The sequence below is a fragment of the Clostridium sartagoforme genome (assembly GCF_039521405.1).
In the GTDB taxonomy this organism is placed as follows: Bacteria; Bacillota; Clostridia; order Clostridiales; family Clostridiaceae; genus Clostridium; species Clostridium sartagoforme.
Genome location: NZ_BAAACH010000011.1, coordinates 1 through 20,823, shown reverse-complemented (window position 1 = coordinate 20,823; position 20,823 = coordinate 1). Strand labels below are relative to the sequence as shown.

Genomic DNA, 20,823 nt, shown 5'->3' with positions numbered 1-20,823 from the left:
GTACTATATATTATTTCAATAAATTATCAACAACTGCATCTAAGAATCTAACCTTTGACCAACCTGTTCCTCCTTGAGCTAAAGGTTCAACAGTATTTACAAATACTTTACTACTTTTAGAAGCTTCTAAGTTTTTAAATATAGGATTTTCTAAAAGCTCATTTAGTGCTTGTGGAGCATCTAAATTTTCACTATCTTCAAATTGTAAAAATATTGCATCTGGATTTATTTCTGCTAAAGTTTCAATTGTTATTTCAGCTTGTGCTTTTGATTGAGTAATCACATCAGGAACCTTCACTCCTAAATCTGTATATAAAACTGGATTTAAATATACATCTGCTGGATATATATACATTAATCCACCTCTTACTCTAATAACTAAAATATTTTTATCTTTATACTTGCTTGAAATTTCATCCTTAGCCTTTGAAGCTTTTTCTTCATAATCTGAAATCAATTTCTTAGCTTCATCCGTCTTATTTATTATTTCTCCTAAAGCTAGAAGATTATCCTTCCAATTTGATGATATATGTGAATATGGTAATGTTACTGCTATCTTATTTAGTTGAGTCATTACATCTTCTGAGAACTTTGAAGTTCCTACAATAACATCAGGATTTAATCCTAATATAACTTCTGGGTTAGGAGCTTTTTTATCTCCAACTAAAGTTACATCTTTGAAGTTCTCTGCTAAATATTTTGGAACCTCTCCAGCAACTTCTAAAACTCCATCTGCTTTAATTCCTAAAGCTGCTGCATCTTCCATACCTTCTAAACTTGCAAGAACTACTTTTTCAACCTTTTTGTCAAAAGAATATTCTTGTCCTAAATAATTTACTGTAAAGGAAGTATCTGAATTTTTTGTCTCAGCTGTTTCCGGTGTTGTTTTTGCTGTGCAAGCTGTTAAGCTTGCAAATAAAACTGTTGATAGCAATAATGATAAATATTTCTTCATGTTTATCCCCCCGTTCATAATGATAATCATTTTCAATTCATGAATATTTTATCAAATGCTTATGGAAGGTGAAATAGACTTTATTATTTTTTTTTTGTACTTTTGCCGAATTTAATTTTTAATCAAAAAATTTTGAACAACATCACTATTAATCTCTCTATATTTTCTAGGGCATATGCCTACATTCTTTTTGAATGTTTTACTGAAATAAAAACAATCATTATATCCAGTCATATCTGCTATTTCAGTAACTGTATAACTAGAAAATTTTAATAACCTTTTAGCTTCTTTTAATCTATATTCCGTTAAATATTTTATAGGAGATAGTCCTGTGACTTCTTGAAAAAGCTCACTAAATCTTCTTCTATCTACTTCTAATATATCTGATATATCACTTATTGATATTGAAGAATTATAATTTTTATTTATATATTCAATTCCCTTATTAACCAGCTTTAATTTATCATTATACTGTGACGTTCTTACATTTTTGATTAATGAATCTATTAAACTTATAAAATCAACCTTACAAGAAAACTTTGAATAATTATCTGGACTTAGGGATTTATCAATAATCTCTTCACAATACTTCAATAATGATAGTCTATCCTCAATCTCTAAATAAAAAGAGCTTTGTTGTATATCCTCAAACTTTTCAGTAGTACAAATATTTTTATAATGAACCACATAATATTCTATACCCACTTTCTCCGTTTCTACTTTTATCTTCATATTTGATCCACAATGAAGTATTATATTTTTATTTAAAATGTATTTATCTTCGTTTAAAGAGAATGAACATTCTCCATTTATGGGTATTACAATTCCACATAAATTCTTAGCAGTTCGTCTATTAAGATCCTTTTCTTTAGGAGGCAAACTACTTTTAAAAATATCAACAAACTCCATAGAATTTTCAGAAAAATATTCAGTTAACCAATTGATACTTCTTTTCATATTCATTGACCTTTTCCTTTTATTATTTTATACTTGTGAATAAATCTTAACATAAAGGAGTTAATTTATGAATAATTTTAAAATAAAATCAAATTATACTAATAGCTTTTATGATATTAGTTTCTATATACCAGAAGAATCAAGTGAAAATAATTTACCACTAATATTGGTTTTAGACGGTGGATACTACTTTGATGTAGTAAAAGCTTGTGTAAAGCAACAAAGACAAGCATCTGCTAAAACTGGAGTTAAACCAGCTATAGTTATTGGCATTTCTCATCAAGAATTTGAAAAAAAAGAAAAGAGATTTTTAGATTTTACAGCTCCAGCAGATAAATACATAATTGATGAAAAAAGAAAATCAATAATCCCTGAAAACCTTGGTGGAAGTGAGGACTTTAACAAATTTATAGAAAAAGAACTTTTCCCAATAATTGAAGGTAATCTTAATTTTGATAAAAATAACACTACTATAATTGGCCATTCTCTAAGTGGCTATTATGTATTATGGAATTTATTAAAAGGATCAAATATCTATAAGAATATAATTTCCTTTAGTCCATCAGTATGGTGGAATGACTACGAACTTTTAAACTTTCCTAACTTAGAAAAGAGTAATAAAAATATTTTCATTGGAGTAGGCGAAAAAGAAGGATATATGGTTGATGGAGCACAAAAAATATATGATAAAATTAAAAATTTTAATAAAAATTGTACTATATATGTTGCCCCAGAAGAAAACCATGGCTCTGTAGTAATTACTAGTATAAGTAGGTCCCTTAGATATATTAATTTATTTGGGTGAAACTACACTCCAAAAGACCCCATTACTTGTATAAAATGAAATCTTTATAGTATTTTATAATAATTCTTCATACATATAAAAAAATTGCAGATGTATGCAGTCTCTTCTGCAATCTATCCACAATTTTTCTTTATTTTATTCTAAAGAGTTAATTTTTATATAAATTTTGAATTTAAACTTTGAACTTCATAATAATTGCCTGTAGATTCTGTGCTAAAATTGATAATCCATCACTTGAACCTGCTATTTCTTCTATAGAAGCCGTCTGCTCTTCCATTGACGCTGATGCTTGTTGGGTAGCGGCAGAATTTTCTTCTGCAATAGAAGAAAGATTTTGTAGAGTAGTAAGTATTTCATTCTTCATCTTTTCCATTTCTTCACCAGAAATATTTAGTTGTTTAATAGCTTGTTCAGAATCCATCATTGCTTCGGCAATTAGTTCATATTTACTTTTACTGCTAATCACGCTACTTTTCTGCTCATTTGATATAGTCGATACTCTTTCCATTGTTTTTACGGCATTTTTAGAATTGCTTTGTAACTCATTTACTATTTCATTAATTGTCTTTGTAGATGCTCCTGACTGTTCTGCTAATTTTCTTATTTCTTCAGCAACAACTGAAAAACCTTTTCCCGCTTCCCCTGCTCTTGCTGCTTCTATAGCCGCATTTAAAGCCAATAAATTAGTTTGCTCTGCAATAGAAGCAATTACATTACTTGCTTGTCCGATTTTATTAGAACTATCATTGGTTTTTAAAATAACCTCGTGAATTTCTTTTGTAGCCCTACTACTTTCTTCAGTTACTTTTGTTAATTTTTCAATTTCTTTTAATCCCTCATCAACAACAATCCCAACATTTTGATAAGCATTGTTTAACTGCTTCAGATGTCCTTGATCTTTTTCAATAATTTCTCCTAATGCATCGGACTTAAATGCACCTTCTTCTGTATTTTGTGCTTGATTAGTTGCACTTCTTGCTATTTCTTCTACTGTTCTTGATACTTCTTCTGCTGCAGTGGCTGATTGTTGTGATATAGCCGTCAATTCTTCCGAAGCAGCAGACACTTCTTCTGAAGAACTGCTAATATCTTTAATTATATCCCTAAGATTTATAGTTATACTCTGTAAAGATTTTGATAGTACTCCAACTTCATCTTTTCTACTTAAAAACATCTCTGACACATCTTCTCTAAGGTCTAAATCTGCTAATTTTTCTGAATGATGTATTATGCTTATAATTGGTTTTGTAATGGAATTACCAATTAAGTATGCTATAATAACACTCACTATTAAAACAATAATCATAATCATTGCAATATTCTTTTGTAGGGTTGGGATTGCAGACAACACTTCATTCTGATTAGCAGTAATAACAACTATCCAATTACTATCTTCGATAGGTGCATATCCAGCATATAGCTTATTTTTATTAAAGGAGTATGTACCAACCCCCTTCTTTTCTGCTAATATTTTTTCAAACATTGCAGCTAATGAAGTTAAACTTTTATCGCTTTTTGCTTCTTCAATTGGTGTAAACTGTTTTACTACTTTTTCTCTATCAGTGTGACCAACTACAGTTCCATTATTATTGATTATGTATCCATATCCTTCTTTACCATATCCCACATCATCTGTAATTTTACTTACTGCCTCTCCCTCTCTACGACCTATTAATGCCCCTATTACTTTTCCATCTCTTTTAATAGGAGTTGCATACATTAGAACAATATCATTTGTTACTTTACTAATTAATAAATCAGATATATTCGTCTCTCCCTTTAAGGCTTTTTGTACGTATTCTCTATCTCCTAGCTGACTTATGTTTCCACCTGAATAATAGGCAGTACCATCAAGCTGTACAATTGCCAAATCAAGAAAATCTGTACTTTCTACTTGTCTTTGTAATATGGGTTTTTGTATCTCCCAATCCATACTTTGAATATCTGCCCTTAACGATATCATTTCTAAGGTTTTCTTTTGTGTTTCAATTCGGCTATTTGTAAGTCTTGCAGCCTCAAATGATAGTGATTCCAGTGATTTTTCTGCTTCTTTAGTAAGAGATTGACCTGCTCTATATACAGAAACAATACCTACTGAAAAAGAAGATAATAAAATTAAAATTGAAAAATAAGTTATTAATTTTGTTTTAATACTTTTCATTTTACACACACCTCTTCCATCTTATTTATTTAAATATTAGTTTATTATGTATAACAAATTTTCTTATTTAAAAAGTAGTCAGAAAATCTGTAAAACTAAACTCTTTAAATACATAAAAAAAAGACTTCATTAGTTCTGCATAATCAGAACAAAAGAAGCCTTTAATTATGCAACCGGCTGCCATATTACTTATGTAATTTAGGCCCTTTGGCTTTGCGTCCTTACTTTTCAATAAGTTTGCCTTTTTATATATTTTCTCTCATTAATTACCTATATATCATTCAAATGTACTAATTGTACGCTTGAATTCAAGTATACTTTCCCATTAATTATTATGGGTTCCGAATATACTTCTACTTCCTTAATTTCATTGTTACCAATCTTATGCTTAAAAGAAAAGGTTTTTCTTAATTCTAATTTTGCTTTTCTCATTTCTTTAAATATTTCTTCCATAGATAGTGTGTTTATATCTGTTATCTTCATCTTTTTTAGTTGCTCTAAGGTATATTTATAAAACTCTACAGCACAGTCATTGGCATCAATAATACTTCCAGTAAAAGGATCAATAATTAACATTATTTTATTACTTTGATTAAATATTGACCAGTAATTATCCTCTTTTAATTTTATTGAGTTCCTAAATTCATCTAATAAATGATTATTATCTTTTAAGAATCTAATAAACTTAAAAACTTCTGGTTCATTAATAATGAAATCTTTAAAATCTATTGGAATTCTCTTGGCTTTCATAAACAATTCATCAATACTAACATTTAAAGTCTCTGCTATCTTTATTAGAACTTCATCACTTGGAGTAGTTTCAACATTATTCTCAAGTTTACTTATATACGGATATCCTACCCCTATTTCTCTTGCAAGTTCTCTTTGTGTCATCTTTCCTTTTCTAATACTTTTTAGGTAAGTTCCGAATTGTTCCATCTTCAATCACCCTCCATTTCACAATTATACATATTGTTGTGCTATCACGCAACATAAAAAGACTATTTTTTACATTTTTTATACTATTGTTATAAATAAAGTTAGGTATCAAGGTTTAAGGTATAAAATCTTCCCTTTTTCAGTCTTAAAATTGATAAAATCTTATGTTCCCCGTGCTATCTTCCTTCAGAAAAATAAAAAATTGTGCACAGATTCAGTGTGTAAACTGTAATCTATCCACAATTTTTCTAACAACTTTATTTTCTCTCTGAAAAGTTTGTTTTATATCTCAAGACTTTATTTGAATCTAATTAGTTGCCTTATCTGATAACTTTTCTAAATCTGCTATAATAACTTTTACTAAATCTAACTTTCCTTTAGCATAATCCTTGTCAGTTAGCCAGTTTATTCCTAATTCTAATGCTTTTTCAGTTTCTTTATATTCATTTAGTAATGTCTTTATTAATTCTTCATTCATATATATCAACTCCATAAATTAATTTAAATTCATTGTTGTTTTATATAATTTAATTATAAAATAACAATATTTTATTTAACCCTTTTACCCTCTTGTTGGTTTTGAATAAAGTTTAATCAAAATAATGTCTATAAACCTTAATTTTATGTGAAATAAAAAATAATATTTTTAAACAAAGTTTAATCAAAACTTATTTCTTCTTTTTTAACATTATGTAATAGATATAAATTATAATCTATTAACATTTTTTTATTAATAAGTCATCATTAAATACTTCAGCATTATATTCTTTGTGTTCTTCACCGAGATAATATCTATTATCTTCATCATAAACAATTATCCTTTTTTTTGAATCAATTAATAAATTTCTTACTGCATCATTTTTGAGATCATATAATTCCTCAAATTTAAAACCAAACTCTCTTAATAAAAAGTACAGAATCATTGCATAGTTTTTATAATTGTATTCATCATAATAATCTGTATGAGGAGGTATTTGTATCATAAGATTATCACTTTGCCTATTATTATTTTTAACTGTCATAATAGATTGTTTGTTCTTTAATAAACTTCTATTATAAAATACGTCTGCTATAAGTTGTCTAAATTGTATATTATGTAATTTTATATCATAGAACGGTTTGAAATACTTTCTAAATCTATATTTCATTGCTTCAGAGTCATTTAAACAGCATATTATACCAATTCCATTTGACATTAAAGCAACTTGCGATCTACCTACATCATCAATATAGTAGTAGTCATATTCTGATTTTTTTCTATAGTAAGGTAAAATACTAAATATAAAAATTGATCCCATATCTTCTCTAATCTTAACCCTTCCTAAAATGCTTTGCATATAGTCAAACATAACAGTATATTCTTTTAAAATTTCTGATGAAATTATCATAGTACTATCTTTGTTTCTTATATCTTCTTTTAATGATAATTGTTTAAATAAAAGACAATATAATATTTTCATAATCCATTTATATAATATGGTTTTATCTAACGCCCTAACTTCTTCAATACCTTTTTCAAATGCATCTTTTACCTCTTTTTCAATTTTAGCTAAATGATTATTATTGCAATCTTTACAACAAGGGACAACAAGTTGCTTATATTTAATTAAAGTGCCATTAAGAAGAGTTATATTTTGATTCCATAAATTATGTCTATGCTGTAACCATTTCGGGAATATATGTTCAACTGTGTAATTCTGTTTATTTAAAATCTCTCCACATAAAAAACAATGTTTATAATCAAATGTCATTTTTCCAAACCATGTTTCTAATTTACTATTTGAATTCATAATTACTCTCTTTCAAAATATTTATTTATGGTTAATCAAATTTATTTACTTTACCATACTCCCACAATTTATTCAAATCGTCTTTATTTCTTTATCAACACTCCTAATCTCTTATTTGCTTCTGCTTATACATATATATTTTTTAAAGCCGTTCACAAACTTCAACTAATGATTTAGCATAATCAAACGCCTTTCTTTTTATTGTTTTTTTATTTACTGCTAAAAACAATATTATACTTATCATCATAATTATAAGTGGTATATACGTAGGGGATGGCTTAGTAATAAATTCTTTAAAATCAAAGTTATTTATTAATAAAATTTCTCTTATGGTTATAAGTATATATAATCCTATAGCTATAAACCTACTTCCATATAGATTCCTCCAAAAATTATATTCCTTTAATTCTTGATATACTCTAAATTCTGTTTCCCTATTTGAATTAGCATAATTTCTTAACCAATTAATAGCAGCTCTATATTGCTCATCACTATCTATATTCTCATCTCTTTCTTGAATAGGAAGAACTACTCCATCAACTATTTTATTCAATTTTTCATGATACCTTCTCTTAGTTACTGAATTTAATGTATTATCACTATATCGCAAAATTATAGTAGTTGGCATACCTTTCAATTCTATGTACATTTTTTCTTCATATTTTTTTCCTAATTCTCTTGCAATACGAGCTGTAAACGCTAAAAATATAATTGAAACAATAGTATACAAAGGAATCTGTAAGATATTTTCACCAACCACTCCCTTGCAAATTCCCAAAACAATAATTGGCAACAGAATAACTAAAACTGGAACCACTCTTGCATGAAATGTAAAATCATCAAAATATTCTTTAACTTTTTCCATAACGCTAATATATCCTTCCCTCACTTAAATTTTCACTTTAAAATTAAACCAATCTACTCCTAATAGGTTCTTTTATATTTGAAACATTCATGATATGGTAAATTATTAATCCTTAAAGATCACATCTTAATCTATTACCTAACAAAAAATTTTATTTACTTATTAATGCATAAATAAAACTTTTCGCTTAACTAAACAAATTTACCTACTCAAACCGTTTGCCTTTTATTGGTCGCCCCCTATAAATCACCAAATCTTAACCCCTTTTCAATTGCTAATTTTTCTGGTTCCTTTGTTATATTAAATTCATGACTTTTAATAATATTTTCACGTGGGTCAACACTTAAGATACTAATATGTTGTCTATTTTCATTTGAAAAATCGTTACCTACAATTATAAATAAACATGGGCGAGAATTTAGATTAGTAATTTTAATCATAGATGCATAGTCTATAGAACTATACTTTACACAATTATTGGGATGTTTATGCCATTCTCCTAAATAATCAATTGAGTATTTTTTATATAGCATATTTATTATTTCATTTGAATAATCATAGTCCTTTTGGAACTCATTTTGTTTTTTTATAGCATTAGGTCCAGGATTTGTGGCATGGGTTATTAGAATATCTCCTGTTAAAAGAACACTTCCAAGAAGAATACCACCAGTTTCAATATTTCTAGATATCTGTACTTCCTTATAAATTATTTTTAGAGCATCTTCATTAATATATATTTTCATTTTCTTAACCTTTTCATAATTTCATTATATTTTTCTGTTTCTTCTTCAGTTAAAGCTATTTCTTCATCGCAAACTTTACAAGTCTCTATACCAGGCAAAGCATATCGTTTTATATCCATATATCCTTGAAAAAACAACTTCTTTTCTACATACATTTTCTCATTACCAATTATATATAAATTATAAGGATATCCTTGTTCGTTAATTTCTCTTCTTCCAAGCAACGTCTCTATCGATATTCTTGCTGCCAAGATTGAAATGGTATGCGTATTAATACTTCCTCCAGGAAATGTCGGAATACCACAATCATATTCAGTATTCTCTGGAACCAGAGCACTAAAATTAGGAATTTCTTTATTGTCGGCCATATAATCCATTATTTGTGATAAACATTTGAAGCATGCCATTTTTTTATCGCTTACTAAAACAAAGCCGGCAATTGAATTATAGAACGCTCCTGAGTATATTACTTTTTTCCCACGAGGAATCAACGTTGAATCAATCGCATATTTAGCCTCTTGGTCATCGATTGTAGATATTATTAAATCACAATCTAAAATATTATATAAATTAGAAGAACTATCATTCAAGACATTAGAATTATAAATTTCACACTTTATATTCGGATTAATATCAAGTATCTTATTTTTTACCCCTTGAACTTTATATTTATCTATATCTCGCAATGTCAAATCATGTCTTCCAATATTTTGTATCTCTAGTTTCTCATAATCTATTAAAACAAATCTCTCGACTCCACTTCTAGATAATTCTACGGCTAATAGTGACCCAATAGCCCCAAGTCCTATTAGTGCAACTTTTTTTCTCCTTAAATAATTTAAATCATCCCTATCCTTTATCCTACTAAATATATCTTCATATACTCTAAAATTGCTAAACCTACACGCTTGGATTGAAAATCTTTTATCATTCTTTAATAGTAAAAAGGAATGACCTTGACAATTTTCATTTTTATAAATAATTACGATAGGTATTGGAAAATCGATATTATTTGCAGTAGCAAATTTAATTAATCCCTTTACGCCCTGCTTAAAACAATTCAAATATACCTTTATATCAGAATATTCATTTGGGGTGCTGGAAACAATTGGTCTATGAGTTACTATAATTATTCCTTTCCCATTCATCCCTTCTTCATTTTTTAAGCTCTCAGGTAACTTTCTAACTATCTCAGTTTTATTTCCTATAGAAATTGATTGTACTACACATATCTTATCTTTTATATTTATAAATTCAAATGTTCCATATCCTTCTCTAATTCCACTTAATAAAGGTTCTGAAAAAATAAACAATTCATTATCTAAGTTATAATTAATTGGTACATTATTTCTTTTATCATATTGACCTTTTTCAAACCATTCCTCAACTCTTTTCATGATAACTTTAATACCATAATCCTCATTCCATTCATTGGGATAATGATTAAATAGACAAATTGTACCCATTGTATTATGATACCCCCCTTGAAATGGTAGGACTTCACTTAGTTTTTTATCATATTCAAATATAGATACTTCAATCCTAACTTTAGGGTACAAAACAGGATATAAACAAATAATTCCAAAAATTTTATTTTTATACTCATAACTATAGGATATTAATAAATTTTCAGATTTCCCCCAAAAGCTATATGTTATTTTACTTTTAGGTGTACTTTTTTTATATTCTTTAACAAAGTCAATTTCTCTTAATAGTCTTTTTTTATAAGAATCTTCTCTTTCATACCATTGTTTAACTTCTTCCATCTCTAATTACCAAAAGAATCTCTTGTTATTCTATATTGTGGTTTTTCTGTTCCAGGAGTAAAAGGTTTCTTTAGCGTATTATATCTTTGGGCTTTTCCTTTTAAAATAGTATATTTTTGAGAAGCACTTTCATTAAACTCAATTTCCGTATTCGTAAGTTCAAAGACAAGATTCCCTTCTTCACCTGTAATATAGACCCCTCCAGTACTACTTGTACATTCTTCATATATACTTATTGCATCATCGTGAGGTGGCCAATCTTCTTTTACTTTATCTTCTCTATCACACCCTGAGATAATTGTAATATCTGGAGAAATTGAGTCTATTCCTTCTTTATATGGCTCATCTTTATCCTTATCTTGTCCATCTTCAAAGAAGAATGTTCTCGAACCATGATGACTTGCATGCAGTACATCAGCGTCTAACATCGAACTATAATACTTGACTACTTTATTTTTCCAAGCTTCACAATTAGAATCACCAGCAAAAATAATAGATTTATTCCCCTCAACAAATTTAATTACTAACGAGTTATAGTGGACGTCATCATTATCATTACTTTTTGAGCATAAACAATATGCATCAACATTAGTATCTTTGAATGTCAACTTACTACTACCGGCACTTAGAGTCTTTGAGTTTATTTTAGCCACTAACTCTAATAACTTATCATATTCAGCACTTTCTTCAGCATCATCTGATCTTCTAAATCCACTTTCCCATATTTCTCCTATTTCAAAATTTTCATCAATAACATCTAGTCCGGTAATATGGTCTCTATCTGTATGAGTGATAACTAGATAATCTAACTTCTTCTTAGAATTATTATCTTCAGCTTCTGGAATTATATCATCTATGTATTTAAATACAGTATCCTCCTTACTAGATATTTTACAGTCAATCAGCATATATACACCATTAAATTCTATAAAAGATGTGTCACCATGCCCAACATTTAAAAAATGAATTTTCATATATATCCTCCATCATAATAATTATAATATAAACATACCTAAATAATATTAAGTATATCTTTTTTAAAGTATATTGCATTAATACCAATAAGTACCTACAAGATTTCTTTACTATTCTCAGATACGTTTTCTTTCTTTTAATTATTTTACTAATAAATATTCTTAGGTTTCCTAATTTTATTATACTATAAAAATTCCCTATATTTAATAAAATGTTTAATTTTTACAACATAAATAACCTTCTATCTTTGAATAAAATAAATATGAAGTAATGCATAAAAATCTTCTACATTACTTCACACTTTATATAATAGCTCTATTAACTACAAAATAATTATTTGATAATTTTCTTTTATACCCTTATTTAAATTACAACTAGAATGAACAACCTGAATATTTTCTTTTGTATCACTTCCCCCTATTGCAATCGCTTTTATATGATCATTATGAGTTAAATCTCCAATATACAAGCTGCCTCTACAAATAGGACATGTATTATTTTGCATTTTAATTAATTTTACTACCTCACTGTAATTTAGTTTTAATTTTCTTTTTTGAGAAATATACAAATCATTAAATTCATTTACCTTCTGCTTATAATACTCTAATGAATCTTCAGGAACATCCTTTGCCATAATAAATAAAACTGAAATATCTTCTTTTATCTTTTCTCTATATTGTTTAATCATATTTATATTTAAAGGACTCAAAATATACCATAAAGAATATAAATCCTGTAAACTTCTTCTGCTTGAATTTGCTTTTATTTGAAATAATTTATTTAATTCATCTTTCAAAAAATCATCTCTTTTTTTATCTAATAAATCCTGATCAATTAATATTAATTCTAATTTTTTTATAAAACTATCTAGTAATTTAATAGACTTTAAAAAATGACTTTTTATTTCTTCGCTTGCAGATGTATCTACTAATATTTTTGTTATTTCTTTTTTATCTGGTATTCTAAAGTTTATTCTATTACCTTTTTGATAAATATTCAAACCATTGTCACTAGAACATTCATCATATTCTTTTTTATAAAACAGATAAGCTAGTGAAGTCATCATTTCTTCATTATCCATTCGCTTATTGTTTTTTCTAAAATAAAACCAATTTTCAGAACTTAACGTTAATTCTTTTAATTTAGTTATTATATCCTTATCAATATATGAATTCCACATTTCAAAGGTATTATCTTTTATAGGATATGGTTTATTATTTAGTCTTATAAACAAATCTATAGGATTAAAATTAGGATTCTTATCTTCATCAATTTCAACAACTGCTAAATTAAAATCTAATATTTTTTCCTGCATATTTATTGGTAAATCAAGAAATGTATCTCCTTCTATCTCATCTTTTAGCACTCTCAACCCCTTAAGTTTAAACTTATTCTTCTTAGAGAATTGTTCTTTACCATTTTCATCCCTGAACCCTTGCCCAACATATCCTAATATAGAAAGTAATCTTTGTTGACCATCTATAACTTCACTTACACCATCTTTTCTTTTATAAATAAAAATTGGTGGTAATTTAATATCTAGTAAAATACTTTCTATAATTGCTGATGACTTAAGAATATTTATCACTTCATCTCTCTGATAAGATGGTCTAATTAAATGCTTACCTCTCAGCATTTGTCTGCCCAATTCATCAACTGTTATACTAGAAGGCTCTGGTTTTTTTATTCTCAAATCTTGTAATTCATTAATTTTACCTTTTATGTCTTCACTTTCTATATTTTCATACTTAAAATCAATCTTTTTATATTGACTTTCAATATAAACTTCTAACAAATGAGGTTTATTAATATAATTTGCAAAATACTCCAACGTATAATAATATCTAGGCTCATAATTTTTATAAAAATGACTTTCTACTGTTGTATACTTATCTATATCCTTACTAATATGATGCATTAATCCATTGTAAAATTCCTCATCTTTTTCAAAATCTTTCATACAACAATCTTCAGTATCACAGATATAAAATCCCCATATGATACATTCAAACATAAGTACATTATACCTAACCCCATTATTATCTAACAAAGTTTTAAACTTATGTAAATTTAATATCTTTTTTATAAAATCATTATATACATATTGAGGTTCTTCAATTTCCAACATGAAAATCTCATATAATTTTTCAATTACAAGTCGTCGATTATTTGACTTTGAAAAGTATTTTACAGGTACTTTATGAATTACCAAATACCTTCTTATTTTATCCATAATTGTGTCAACTGATATATTCTTATTTTTTTCATTAAAAAATAGTTGCTCTACATAAATTTTATGTTCTTCATTCTTTAAAAGACTATTCTTGAAGAAATTTGTTACATCATCGTGATTATATTTAGCTCTATTAATTTCAACAGCCTTTAATGGAGTTATACCCGAATTATACCTTCTAAAAATTTCTTTTTTAATCAAATCTTCTTGTCGTTCAGTTAATTTTGGTTCATTAACAATAGTAAATTCTATTATTCTTAATTTAGTATCCAGTAATAAATCTTTAGTGCTATTCTCTAAATCAGAGTATTTTTTTTTCGCCAGTCCTCTTAAAGAATCTAACCCTTGTTTAGTCAATACAATTTGGTCATTTAAAAATTTCTTTATTGTTTCATATCTTTGCCTTCCATCAATAATTTCAATTTTACCATCACTCGTATTAAAAAAAACTAATGGTGGTATTTCTGTCCCCAATAGAATACTTTCTATAAAATACGTTCCTTTTTCTGAATCCCAAACATATTTTCTTTGATAGTATGGATTAAATACGATTTTGTTTTGAAATCTCATATTTCCAAATAAGCTATCAACAGCCATTACTTTAGTTTCAACTTTTATATGATTTTTAAGAATATTTTCTATCTCATCTGAGATTTTAATAACATCATCCATAAATTCTCTTCCTTTTTATTATTCATTGTAATATTTTACATGTTTTGTTTATATTATAAAATCATTTCCTATAAAATTCCATAATTTTATTAATTCCCTATTGTATTCTTAGAAAAATACAAGTTTAATATTCTTTTTCATCTCTAAATCTCAACTTTTCATATATGTATTGTTGTTTTTGATAAATACTCTTTTTTTATATGTTTATTCCTATATACGTCTACCCCTTCAGTTTCTAATTTTTCTATAACCTTATTACTCCATTTACCACTTTCTTCAACTAATTGTAATAATAATTTACTATATACCCACTCCCACTTAACTTCACTATTTGACTTTAATAACAACATGGATAAAGCTTTATCCTCTCTCTCAACCTCTATCAAACTATATTCTCTCCCACTTAACATAGTTAGTTTCCCAATTGCATATCTTCTCTTAGTTATTCCATCTTTTAACCTTGAAAATCTTTTACCAATTCTGCCTTCTGGAAGTTCTCCAATTATTATATCTACTGATCTTATATCATGTTTCTTTTCTAATAACTTTAATACCTCTACAAATTCTTCTAGTTCACCTTTTTCTTTTATACCAGATATGCTACTAAATTCTAATCCTTTAAGTAATTCCTCTCCACCTGAATCAGCTGTTGTTCTTAATCCTCTATCTTCTGATACATATTTTTTAGTATTTTCATCTTCTTTATCTCTTCTAACCACTCTACTATTTTTACTTTATTTATTTTAGGTATTGTTTCATATTCATGGTTAATTAAGGAAGTATTTATTTCTTCCGATGTGTTCGTTGAGCCGTCTACACCTGAGTCTATTTCTTTTTCATTACTTACTTTTCTACTAATAAAACTTTTCTTTTTTATATCATTTGTTGTCATAGTTTGTTCTAGGCTAGGATGATATATGTTAATTTCCTCAACATTAATGATTTTCCTTTTAATCGTTATAATATCAAAAACTGTTATCTGATTTCCCTTTTTATTAATTCGTGCTTTAATATTAAACTTATCAAGCAAAAAATCAAACTTAAGCTCACCTAATTGCCATAAACCCTGACCAATAGAGTTAAACATTCTAGTAATATTAGGATTTGTAATAATCCATGCCAAATGATTTATTTTCTCCGCTTTTAACAACTTTTTTTCATACTCAGAAGTAAAATAAATATTTAAAGTATTATCTTTTATCTCATAAGTAAAGTAATTTTCTAAAGTATCCATTTCTACTATTCTGTTTAACAAAAATCTATTTGGTGCTAAAACTGCTCTTATAATTTCAATTATAGGAATCGTATATAGCATTCCATTTTTAGATATATTAAAGGTTTTAGATATTGTTTTTTCTTCTATATCTTCTATCCAATTCCTCCATGTTTTTTCATTATAGCTGACTTTACCCCCACTCAAATTTATATCTATAATATTCTCTCTTTCTATAATTTCACCATTATTTAAATCCCCATCAGTATAATATTTATTTATTGATAAAAAATGTACACTTGCCCAATCCAACAAAATCTTTCTTGTAGTTTTGTCTTTTCTAAAATAAGCATAAAACATCCATTTATTATTTTGTTTAAAAGGTTCTTCAATCCATGTTAACCTTAGCTTTTCCCCCTTTTTGAAAGGCCACTCCTTTATCCTCGTAACTATCTTCTCCATATGTCCCCCTATTGTTTCTCTGACTTATATACTTTAATATCTCTTCTTCTAATCTTTTAAAATTTTCACTTCTAAGACCTGCTAATCTTTGTATTTCCCAAAGTCTTACCTGCTCTCTACTTTCTATTTTATTATCTATTATTTTCTTACATCTTCTTAATTGAAAACTTTCCTATTAATTCAATATCTCTTTTATAATTGACTGATATATCCTCTAAACTTATAGATATGTATTCATATTTAATAACTTCCTTCATGTTATTATTTCTAAGAGCTTTTATCATCGGCTGAATCATATGCAGATCTTCTTTAGCAGTTGCTCTTAATATTTCAATTGTTATTTTTTCTTCTTCTTCACTTAATGCTCTTTCCTGTGCTAGTATAAACAGATTAGCTGCAACTGCTGTAATCCCTTGACATTCATCATAAAATGCATCTCTTATTTTATCTGTTAATATAGTATTTTCTTTTAAACATTGAAAATCCCATAATATCTCTAAAAAGAAACTCCATTCATCACTTTCTTTATCCATCCTATCCCAAATTATTGAACCTTCACTAGCTGCTCTTCGTGCCTGTCTAAAATTTCCCTTAAAAATTTTTTGTGCTTTAGATGTTCCTATTAATACCGTTGGTATTCCGACTGTATTGCTTAATGTCACAAAGAAGTTCAACATCTCCTCCATATCATTTTTAGAATTTAACAAATGATAAATCTCATCTATAACTAGAACACCGATTCCATAAATACTAGCAAGTGGAGTCATATGTAACATCATAGTAGATGTTACTCTATTAGCGTAACCAAACGTCTCTAAATATCTAGTTCCAAGTAAGTCATCTATTGCTTTCAAGAAGCTTTTACACAATGTAGATAGACTACCATCATAGGGACAATCTATTTTTAGCCATACTATTTGTGTCCTACTAAAATTCTGCACTTTATATTCTTCATGCTTTATTACCTGTGGATACATAAGTAATAGCCTTTGGTTTTCCCTATACCCGAAATTCCTATTATAGCCATATTATCTGCCGTTGAGCGTATATTTTTCATTCTTTCTTCTATTAGAAACTCATCATACACCTTATCATCTATAAGCTCATTCAGTATTCTTAACTTATCTAAAAAACTTCTATCTAAAGGGTTTCCCGCTAAATATCCCCTTCTAATAAGTGTTGATAACCGCCTCTCTACAGTAAAGTGTACTGGTAATGGCTGAACGAAATTCTTAGCTCTTTTTATTACGTGATACCTTAAATTTGATGTCATATTTCTATCATTTTTATCAATTATAGGTATAACACTAAACCTATTTATTACATCATCCTCAGAAAATATATTAGGTACCGCTTCTATAAATGGATTATTTGAATATTCCTCTATACTCTGATTTTTATAATTTGCCTTTTCGGTCTCTCCTTTAAGAATTAGACTCTGTTAAATAATAATGTTGATATGTGCATATAATTATTAAATAGTGTTATAATATAGATATTAATACTATTTTACTCTCTATATTTACTACACCTAAATCAAAAGTTTCAACTACTCTATTTACTTCTTTTTCAACTGCTCTATTATTCTTTATGCCTTTTAGTTTTTTACTTTTGCTATATTCATAACCTATAGATTGTTGTTTTTCTTTTTTAGCTTCTTTAACTATCTTCTCAATTTCTTTATCTAAATCAATATTCATTTGATTTTGCTCTTGTAATTTCTTCTCTTTCAATTCACTCAATAATTCCTGATTGAAGATTATTTCTTCTAAAATACAATTTTTATATTGAAGGCTATTTTCCATTAAATAACACTCATCATGTCCAAGTCCATTATCATATGAAATATATATCTTATTAATATTTCTTGGATCATACACTATATCGATACTCCTAGCTTTGGGCTTAATAAACCATTGCTCTTTTATAGCCTTTTCAGAAGTATATGATAAGCCTTTAAACCTCATTCCTCCTCTTGATATACTTGCTTTTCCCTTTGGCAATATATTAAATCTAAACCTTTTTCTTCCAACTGTTTTTAATCTACCTTTTTTATTTTCAATACCCTAATACCATAAATTAGTTGGAGTAGGTACTACTTCATCTTCTAACATAGCTTTTTCTAAAGGGTATTTTTCAATAATCTTATTATTATGATGAAGCACAATATTTATATATATTTTAGTAAAATCCTCTAATGTTAATGTGGCATCTAATCTATAGTCTTGATCACCTCTTTTTCTAAATTCCTTCTGAATTGCTCCTGGTGTTTTATGTTTTATTTTCTCATTTAATGTCCTAAAACTTCTTTCCACTATACCTTTCAAGTCTCCTCTATAAGGCGATGTATTTTCTATCTTAACATTTAAATTATTTATAAGATTTTCTGCATTATATCCTTCAAATTCACCTCTATCTGCAATTATAATATCAGGCAAATTTTTAGCTGGCCACTGTTCTTCTGTTATCCTACGTATTGCTCACAAAACTCCACTTTATCACTTATCATATTGTCCAATGCCATCATAGCCCCAACCCAAGACGGTCCTTCTAATCCAACATAAATACCTGTGATTAATCTTGAAAACACATCAATTATGGCATAAACAATAGGTCTTCCAATTATTCTTTTCTTATTTAAAGAACTAACCAAATATATATCAGCTATTGTTGCATCTATTTGGAACCTTGTTCCCGGTCCATCAGTCTCCATAGTGGAATTACTTGTTAAAGGCCTATACTTTAAATTTAATTCTTTAGTACTTTCTCTCAATATAATATCTTTTTTAATATCTTGTGATTTTTTAAACCAATAGTAAAATTGATTATAGGTAGGTATTCTAGATTTGTCCCAAACCCTATGCTTAATTTCATTATTCTCCCTGTAAACATCTGAATAGAAATCTCTTAGCATTAGAGTATACGTTTCTTTTAATGATATTTTATTTTTATTTCTATAATATTTATTGCAATTTCAAAATGTTTCTTTACATCATTTGTTATATTAATCCCTTCAACAATATTTCCATCATAGTCGGCTCTTTTAGGTCTACCAACTTTATTTTGTGATAAATTTTTCTCTTTACCTTTTCCACCTGAGTTTATGTAATCTGGTAATAGAGAATTTTTATTCATACCTCTCTGCTATAAATGATCATATAGGAATGCAAGTAAATGATCATATAATAATGTACAAATTAGTTTGAATAAATTATAATTACTCAAGATTTATTGGGGGTAATTATGATTATAAAAACTAATATTTATTCAGAACTTAAAATTAATACTTTAGAAGATCTTCATAAATTAAAGCCGATTATGGAGGTAAACAATTTGAAAGTAAATAAAAGCGAAATAGCTAGATAACTTGGAGTTGATCCTCGAACCGTAGGCAAATATTTAAATGGATATGTGAAACCTACCACTAGAAACTGCAAATCTAAAATAGAAGCTTTTGAGCCTATTATAAAAGAGCTTCTTAGCAAAGATTCAATTCAAGTATTTTATTATAAGCGCATTTTATGACAATATCTTAAAGATAATCATGGACTAGATTGTGCGCAATCTTCATTTAGAAGATACATCTCTAATCACTCAGAATTTAATGAGTACTTTAATAATAGGAAAAAGGGGCATATATCCACTACTTCGCCTATGAGGTATGAAACTGAGAAAGGAAAACAAGCACAATTGGATTGGAAAGAAAATATAGAATTTGTTTTAACTACAGGTGAAGTTATTAGTATAAATATTTTTGTTTTAATCCTTTCATACTCAAGATTTAGAGTATATAAATTATCTCTTGATAAAACACAAGACGTACTACTTTCTTTTTTAGATGAGTCATTCGAATCATTTGGAGGAGTACCAGAAGAAATACTTACTGATAACATGAAAACTGTTATGGATGAAGCTAGAACTAATTATTCTAAAGAAAAAGTAAATAATAAATTTCAACAATTTGCAGATGACTATCAATTTAATATCCGTCCCTGCATAGCAGGAAGACCGAATACAAAAGCTAAAGTTGAAGCTCCTATGAAACTATTAGATGAAATAAGAGCATATAATGGAACCTTAGATTATGAAGGTTTACATAAACTCATTTCAGATTTAAACAATCGAATTAATAGTACATGCCATACATCAACTGGCAAAATACCTATATTACATTTAGAAAAAGAAAAAGATTTCTTATCTGAACTGCCTAAAGAGCAAATAAGAAATCACTACAAAATAATCACCACAAGTGTTAAAGTAAATCGTCAAAGCATGATTTCATATAAA

Annotated in this window: 20 protein-coding genes, 1 pseudogene and 1 riboswitch; of the genes and pseudogenes, 2 read left to right on the top strand and 19 right to left on the bottom strand. The window is 27.4% G+C overall.

Annotated elements, in window-relative coordinates; translation table 11 throughout:
• Positions 1 to 10 precede the first annotated feature (10 nt).
• Complete coding sequence (locus ABDZ60_RS03865) at positions 11 to 955, bottom strand: ABC transporter substrate-binding protein (protein ID WP_343776180.1); 945 nt, start codon at positions 953 to 955, stop codon at positions 11 to 13.
• A gap of 111 nt (positions 956 to 1,066) precedes the next feature.
• Positions 1,067 to 1,918 carry a helix-turn-helix domain-containing protein gene (locus tag ABDZ60_RS03860; RefSeq protein WP_343776177.1) on the bottom strand — a complete coding sequence of 284 codons (852 nt, stop codon included), beginning with the start codon at positions 1,916 to 1,918 and terminating at the stop codon, positions 1,067 to 1,069.
• 61 nt (positions 1,919 to 1,979) lie between these two features.
• Here ABDZ60_RS03860 and ABDZ60_RS03855 point away from each other — a divergent pair, with 61 nt between their 5' ends.
• Positions 1,980 to 2,717 (top strand): alpha/beta hydrolase, encoded by a 738-nt coding sequence (locus ABDZ60_RS03855; protein WP_343776175.1) that lies wholly within the window; start codon positions 1,980 to 1,982, stop codon positions 2,715 to 2,717.
• Between the two features lie 172 nt (positions 2,718 to 2,889).
• Here the strand turns inward: ABDZ60_RS03855 and ABDZ60_RS03850 are convergent, their stop codons facing one another.
• From ABDZ60_RS03850 to ABDZ60_RS03770, 17 genes are all read right to left on the bottom strand, one after another.
• Complete coding sequence (locus ABDZ60_RS03850; protein ID WP_343776173.1) at positions 2,890 to 4,878, bottom strand: methyl-accepting chemotaxis protein; 1,989 nt, start codon at positions 4,876 to 4,878, stop codon at positions 2,890 to 2,892.
• 165 nt (positions 4,879 to 5,043) lie between these two features.
• A riboswitch (cyclic di-GMP riboswitch) is annotated at positions 5,044 to 5,130 on the bottom strand.
• A gap of 18 nt (positions 5,131 to 5,148) precedes the next feature.
• Entirely contained in the window at positions 5,149 to 5,817 is a 669-nt protein-coding gene (locus ABDZ60_RS03845; protein WP_343776171.1) for a helix-turn-helix domain-containing protein, read from the bottom strand.
• Positions 5,818 to 6,124: 307 nt separating this feature from the next.
• Positions 6,125 to 6,295 carry a hypothetical protein gene (locus tag ABDZ60_RS03840; RefSeq protein WP_016205825.1) on the bottom strand — a complete coding sequence of 57 codons (171 nt, stop codon included), beginning with the start codon at positions 6,293 to 6,295 and terminating at the stop codon, positions 6,125 to 6,127.
• 238 nt (positions 6,296 to 6,533) lie between these two features.
• Complete coding sequence (locus ABDZ60_RS03835) at positions 6,534 to 7,607, bottom strand: HNH endonuclease (RefSeq protein ID WP_343776167.1); 1,074 nt, start codon at positions 7,605 to 7,607, stop codon at positions 6,534 to 6,536.
• A gap of 142 nt (positions 7,608 to 7,749) precedes the next feature.
• A complete protein-coding gene (locus ABDZ60_RS03830; RefSeq protein WP_343776165.1) occupies positions 7,750 to 8,472 on the bottom strand; it encodes a hypothetical protein in 723 nt (240 codons plus the stop codon).
• A 239-nt stretch (positions 8,473 to 8,711) separates the two neighbouring features.
• Positions 8,712 to 9,215, bottom strand: coding sequence for a hypothetical protein (locus ABDZ60_RS03825; RefSeq protein ID WP_343776163.1), 504 nt, complete (start codon positions 9,213 to 9,215; stop codon positions 8,712 to 8,714).
• A complete protein-coding gene (locus tag ABDZ60_RS03820; RefSeq protein ID WP_343776161.1) occupies positions 9,212 to 10,981 on the bottom strand; it encodes a ThiF family adenylyltransferase in 1,770 nt (589 codons plus the stop codon). Before ABDZ60_RS03820 ends, ABDZ60_RS03825 begins: the two co-directional genes overlap by 4 nt.
• A 2-nt stretch (positions 10,982 to 10,983) precedes the next feature.
• Complete coding sequence (locus tag ABDZ60_RS03815) at positions 10,984 to 11,955, bottom strand: ComEC/Rec2 family competence protein (RefSeq protein WP_343776159.1); 972 nt, start codon at positions 11,953 to 11,955, stop codon at positions 10,984 to 10,986.
• A 323-nt stretch (positions 11,956 to 12,278) separates the two neighbouring features.
• A complete protein-coding gene (locus tag ABDZ60_RS03810; RefSeq protein WP_343776157.1) occupies positions 12,279 to 14,861 on the bottom strand; it encodes a GmrSD restriction endonuclease domain-containing protein in 2,583 nt (860 codons plus the stop codon).
• Between the two features lie 158 nt (positions 14,862 to 15,019).
• Positions 15,020 to 15,580 carry a Tn7-like element transposition protein TnsE gene (locus ABDZ60_RS03805; RefSeq protein ID WP_343776155.1) on the bottom strand — a complete coding sequence of 187 codons (561 nt, stop codon included), beginning with the start codon at positions 15,578 to 15,580 and terminating at the stop codon, positions 15,020 to 15,022.
• Positions 15,517 to 16,536: a hypothetical protein gene (locus tag ABDZ60_RS03800; protein ID WP_343776153.1), complete on the bottom strand. Its 1,020-nt coding sequence runs from the start codon at positions 16,534 to 16,536 to the stop codon at positions 15,517 to 15,519. Before ABDZ60_RS03800 ends, ABDZ60_RS03805 begins: the two co-directional genes overlap by 64 nt.
• Before the next feature lie 146 nt (positions 16,537 to 16,682).
• Positions 16,683 to 17,477, bottom strand: a complete 795-nt coding sequence (locus ABDZ60_RS03795) for an ATP-binding protein (RefSeq protein ID WP_343776151.1) — start codon at positions 17,475 to 17,477, stop codon at positions 16,683 to 16,685.
• 20 nt (positions 17,478 to 17,497) lie between these two features.
• Positions 17,498 to 17,809, bottom strand: a complete 312-nt coding sequence (locus tag ABDZ60_RS03790; protein WP_343776149.1) for a hypothetical protein — start codon at positions 17,807 to 17,809, stop codon at positions 17,498 to 17,500.
• A 211-nt stretch (positions 17,810 to 18,020) separates the two neighbouring features.
• Positions 18,021 to 18,503 carry a hypothetical protein gene (locus ABDZ60_RS03785; protein ID WP_343776147.1) on the bottom strand — a complete coding sequence of 161 codons (483 nt, stop codon included), beginning with the start codon at positions 18,501 to 18,503 and terminating at the stop codon, positions 18,021 to 18,023.
• Positions 18,504 to 18,602: 99 nt separating this feature from the next.
• A complete protein-coding gene (locus tag ABDZ60_RS03780) occupies positions 18,603 to 18,974 on the bottom strand; it encodes a hypothetical protein (RefSeq protein ID WP_343776145.1) in 372 nt (123 codons plus the stop codon).
• A 26-nt stretch (positions 18,975 to 19,000) separates the two neighbouring features.
• Positions 19,001 to 19,450 (bottom strand): hypothetical protein, encoded by a 450-nt coding sequence (locus ABDZ60_RS03775; protein WP_343776143.1) that lies wholly within the window; start codon positions 19,448 to 19,450, stop codon positions 19,001 to 19,003.
• A gap of 17 nt (positions 19,451 to 19,467) precedes the next feature.
• On the bottom strand, positions 19,468 to 19,671 hold the full coding sequence (locus ABDZ60_RS03770; protein WP_343776141.1) for a hypothetical protein: 204 nt from the start codon (positions 19,669 to 19,671) through the stop codon (positions 19,468 to 19,470).
• A 108-nt stretch (positions 19,672 to 19,779) separates the two neighbouring features.
• Here ABDZ60_RS03770 and istA point away from each other — a divergent pair.
• Positions 19,780 to 20,823 (top strand): annotated as a pseudogene (gene istA / locus ABDZ60_RS03765) (IS21 family transposase); the annotation flags it as partial.